Genomic DNA, 4,789 nt, shown 5'->3' with positions numbered 1-4,789 from the left:
TCCCAGAATCTGAAACGTTACAGATTTTCGATACGGCAATTGCGAGGGTTGCGCAACCCATCAACGAAGTGCCCTCGATATTTTTTCGGGCCGCGAACAAATACGCCAGAGTGATCGCACTTTTATGCGCTGCAACATGGTTTGCTGCGGCACAAACATCGAAATGTCGACCGATCCGGGCAAAAAGCGGCGGCGGGGGGGCGATTTCTCCTGGAATCCCAACGCGTTTCGCAAAAAGAACCATCCACCTCGCGACGAGGGTATGTAACTCGATATGGCAATCTGTAACGTTTCAGTATATTGAGACCTTACCGGGGCTGGAACGCATATCGTATCGCTATGGCGGCGATTGCCGACATGGCCCGCGGCTGCTATGCGCCTGACGGGCGGGACGAATGGACAGACAGCGTACGGACAAGAACGGGGAGGCGTCGGCACAGGGACGGCCGACGTTGAAGACGCTTGCCTTCATGACCGGGCTCGGTGTCACCACCGTGTCACGCGCCTTGAAGGATGCTCCGGAAATCGGCGCCGAGACCAAGCGCCGGGTCCAACTGGTGGCCAAGCAGATCGGCTACCGGCCGAACCGCGCCGGCGTTCGCCTGCGCACCGGCAGGACCAATGTCATCAGCCTCGTGCTCAACACCGATCGCGAGATCATGAGCTTCGTCTCGGACATCATCTACGGCGTTTCGGAAGTGCTCGCCGAAACGCCCTATCACCTGATCGTCACGCCCTATTCCCGCTCTCAGGATCCGATGGAGCCGATCCGCTATCTCGTCGAGACCGGTTCGGCCGACGGCGTCATCATCTCGCGCACCCAACCGAACGATCCACGCGCCCGCTACATGCTTGAGCACGGCATGCCCTTTGCCACGCATGGCCGCACCGATATGGGCCTCGTGCACCCCTACCATGACTTCGACAACCATGTTTTCGCGATGGAAGCCGTGCGTCGACTGGCGAGCATGGGCAGGCGCAAGCTGGCGCTTCTGTCGCCGCCGCCTGGGCTGACCTACTATGGCCACACGCTGAACGGCTTTGCCGATGCGCTGAGCGAGGTCGGAGCCAGCGAAATTCCGTTCAACACCGTTTCCATCGATCACACGATCGAGCAGATCAGGACCAGGACCGCGCAGGTGATGCGCCGCGAAAACAGGCCGGACGGCTTCGTCAGCAGCGCTGCCGCCGCGACACTGGCTATCGTCGCCGGCATCGAAGATGCCGGCCTCAAGCTTGGCCGCGACGTCGATGTCGTGTCCAAGCAGTCGTCGGACCTGTTGCACCTGTTCCGGCCGGAATTGCTCGTCGTCAACGAGAACTTCCGCCTGGCCGGCTCCGATCTCGCCCGCTCCGTGCTCGGCTGGATCGGCGGCGCCGCACCCGGCTCGTTGCAGCGCCTGGTCGCCACCAGCGGGGTTCAGGCGTTCAGCCCACCGGTTTCCGTTTAGGCCCTTGGGCTAGCCAGCCGCACCGCTCCCCCACGGCCCATGGAAAGCGCCCTTGTCGTCGATACGCTCGAAGCCGTGCGCGCCGAAGAAGTCGCGCTGCGCCTGGATCAGGTTCGAGGTGCCGCGGCCCTGCCGGTAGCTGTCGAAATAGGCAAGTGCGGAAGACAGCGCCGGCACCGGCGATCCGGCCTCCGAAGCCTTCGCCACGATGCGGCGCAGCGACGGATGCGCTTCCTGCATCAGCGAGATGAAGGCCGGAGCCATCAGAAGGTTGGTCGAGGCGCCGCCCTTGCTGAAGGCTTCCGCCATGGTGTCGAGCATCTGCGAGCGGATGATGCAGCCGGCGCGCCAGATCCTGGCGATGGTCGGCATCGGCAGGTTCCAGTTGAATTCCTTGGAGGCGCCGCTCATCACCGCGAAACCTTGGGCGTAGGCGGCGATCTTGCCGGCGAACAGCGCCAGTTCCAGATCTTTCAGCAAGGCGTCCTTGTCACCGGAAATCTTCGTCACGCCGGCGTTGCCATAGGCCTTTTCCGCCGCCAGCCGCTCGTCCTTGATCGACGACAGAACGCGCGCAGCCACCGCCGCTTCGATCGCGGTGGCCGGGATGCCGAGTTGTTGCGCCTCGATGACCGACCATTTGCCGGTGCCCTTCTGGCCGGCGCGATCAAGGATGATGTCGACCACCGGCTTGCCGGTCTTCGGATCGTCTGATGCCAGCACCTTGGCGGTGATCTCGATCAGGTAGGAATTGAGCCGGCCCTTGTTCCAGTTGGCAAACACCGTGCCGATCTCTTTCGGGCCCATGCCCAGGCCGTCGCGCAGGATGCCGTAGATCTCCGCGATCATCTGCATGTCGGCATATTCGATGCCGTTATGGATGGTCTTGACGAAATGTCCGGCGCCGTCGGTGCCGAGCCATGCCGCGCAGGGTTCGTCCTTGAACTTGGCGGAGATCGCCGTCAGCACCTTCTCGACGCGCTTCCATGAGTCCTCCGTGCCGCCGACCATGATCGAAGGCCCGTGGCGCGCGCCCTCCTCACCGCCGGACACGCCCATGCCGATGAAGGTGAGATCCGAGCCGGAAAGCTCGGAGAAGCGCCGCATCGTGTCGCGGAAATTGGCGTTTCCGGCGTCGATGACGATGTCGTTGGCCGACAGCACGCCGCGCAGAGCCGCGATCTGTTCGTCGACCGGCTTGCCGGCCAGCACCATGATGATGATCGGGCGCGGCGGCCGGATCGCGGCGGCAAGCTCTTCCAGGCTGTAGCAGGGCACGACCATGTCCCTGAGCGCGCCGGCATTCTCGACGAAAGCGTCGGTGCGCGCCCTGGTGCGGTTGAAGACAGCGATGCGGTGCCCGTGCTCGGCGATGTTGAGCGCCAGGTTGGAGCCCATCGTGCCAAGGCCGATCAGGCCGATTTCGGCATTTTCCATCGTTTCTTCCCTGCTTTCGGATCGTTTGTTGAGACCGCGATTTTGCGGGCGATGATTGACGGGCCTTGACGCCTGCGTCAACCGCCTCGCCGAATTGTGTTATCCGGATTGTCGGTTGTGCCCGTGTAGAGGTACCTGGCAGTCCGGCCTTACGGCCTGATGTCGACGGGCGCCTCGATCTTCACCATCTGAAAATCCGAGACCAGTATGTCGATGCGCACCGTCCACCGGCCCGGCACCGGGATGACGAGGTTGTCGACGCGCCAGCTGCCGTCGCCGCGCTTGCTCGCAGCGCGCTTCAGCGGCTCGATGCCGGAATCGGGCTTCGACAGCACAAGCGTTACCTCCTTGGCGTCGAGCGGGCCGAAATCGCCGCTCATGATGACCATCGACGCAACGACCGGGCCGGCATGGCCGGGAGTGATGCTGAGATCGGCCATCGCTTGCAGCGCGTGGATATGGACCGACACCGGTTGCGCTGCCGCAATCGCGAGCGCTCGTGGCGGCGGTGTGAAGCGCCAGCCCGCGGCAACGCCGAAAATCGCCAACACGATCAACATCTCGACGCCGATCGAGCGGACCAGCCTGCGTTGAACTTCCGTCGATCCCGCCTCGGCCGATGCCGTGAGTTTCCAGCGATTGACGGCAGCGAGCGTGAACAGAAAGACCAGCAGCCCCAGCTTGATCAGCAGCAGCCTTCCATAGGCAGTGTTGATCAGCGCCGCCGGTGTCTGCACCTGGATGACGGCAAGCACGGTGCCGGCAGCGGCAAGCACGGCCACCACGGGCAGGATCGCCCAAGAAAACCGCCGCAGGAATGGCGCGGCCTCCGCCGATTGCCCCTTCAGCGCCAGCCCGAGTGGGGCCAATGCGCCGGCCCACAACGCGATGCAGACCCCGTGCAGGAAGACCATCGGCCGCGTCAGCCATTGCGGTTCGGCGGCACTGGCATGGCCGCTGGCGGCAAGGGCAATCCCCACCCCGGCCAGCCCGGCCAGCGCCAATGGTTTGGCGGTGGCACGGGGACCGGCCAGCGACAGCAGGCCAAGCCCCAGCGCGATCAGCGCGACCAGCACCGTCCAGCCGAAACTGGTGCCGAGCCCGGTCCGCCAGATGACCGATTGTGCCAGATGGGAGAGCGGCGCCCCGAGCGCATCAAGCCCCTGCAAGCCGAGCGACAGCGCTGTCGCGACCAGCCCGCTCAGGATTGCAGCTGCAACGAAGCGCTGCCCGGCGCGGCCACTTCCGGCCAACCAGGCAAGCGCGAAGGCGCCGCCAACGCCGAGGAAAAGGCCGACGTAGAGAAAGATCTTGCCCACCCAGATAGCCGAACGCAACGGCCAGTCGACGGCTCCGGATACGGCCGGCGGTTCGCTGGGCGCGCCGATGGAAAACAACAGGGATCCGCCGACCGGATGACCGTCCGCGGAGATGACGCGCCAGCTCAAGACATGCGTGCCGGACTTGAGCGGCTGCGGATTGTCGATCTCGACGGTCTGGTCGCTGAGGCGGAAGGCGGTCAACGGAACCGGCGTGCCGTCGGGCCGCACCAGGGTCAGCACCAGCGGCGAGACCGGTTCGCTGAAGGTCAGCGAGAACTGCGCCGGACCCTGTGCCAGCACCTCGCCGTCGGCCGGGTCGGTCTTGATCAGCGCGGCATGGGCAAAGGCCTGGTCTGACACGGCAAGGCTGACAAGAAACACGATCACGGCCAACAGGCCGACGGCAAGCCGGCCGGTGCGTTTGCCGGTCATGCAAGCCGTTTGCAGGAGGGAGGTCGTGCTCATGTCACCGCCACGAAAAAGAGCGGCGCGCCCGAAAGAGCGCGCCGCCTGGGAGATCATTTCTTCGGCAGCAGCTTGATGCCGGGTGCCGGGCTTTCCAGTGCGTCTTCATCCCTG

General features: G+C 64.4%; 4 protein-coding genes. 1 reads left to right on the top strand and 3 read right to left on the bottom strand.

The annotated features are described in order from the left end of the window. The coding region (locus EN943_RS38080) for a hypothetical protein (RefSeq protein WP_206522873.1) at positions 1-244 on the bottom strand (244 nt) is incomplete at its 3' end. A gap of 151 nt (positions 245-395) precedes the next feature. Here EN943_RS38080 and EN943_RS34990 point away from each other — a divergent pair. Continuing rightward, positions 396-1,451, top strand: a complete 1,056-nt coding sequence (locus EN943_RS34990) for a LacI family transcriptional regulator (RefSeq protein ID WP_127416377.1) — start codon at positions 396-398, stop codon at positions 1,449-1,451. Positions 1,452-1,460: 9 nt separating this feature from the next. Here the strand turns inward: EN943_RS34990 and gndA are convergent, their stop codons facing one another. Both gndA and EN943_RS34980 read right to left on the bottom strand, forming a co-directional pair. Beyond that, positions 1,461-2,888 carry an NADP-dependent phosphogluconate dehydrogenase gene (gene gndA / locus EN943_RS34985; RefSeq protein ID WP_127416376.1) on the bottom strand — a complete coding sequence of 476 codons (1,428 nt, stop codon included), beginning with the start codon at positions 2,886-2,888 and terminating at the stop codon, positions 1,461-1,463. 149 nt (positions 2,889-3,037) lie between these two features. Further along, positions 3,038-4,675 carry a copper resistance CopC/CopD family protein gene (locus EN943_RS34980; protein ID WP_127416375.1) on the bottom strand — a complete coding sequence of 546 codons (1,638 nt, stop codon included), beginning with the start codon at positions 4,673-4,675 and terminating at the stop codon, positions 3,038-3,040. Positions 4,676-4,789 lie beyond the last annotated feature (114 nt).

Origin of the sequence: Mesorhizobium sp. M7A.F.Ca.US.006.01.1.1 (assembly GCF_003997935.1) — a bacterium.
Lineage (GTDB): Bacteria > Pseudomonadota > Alphaproteobacteria > Rhizobiales > Rhizobiaceae > Mesorhizobium.
The sequence above is the reverse complement of the archived record's forward strand: the minus strand, read 5'-3'. Positions and strand labels throughout refer to the sequence as shown.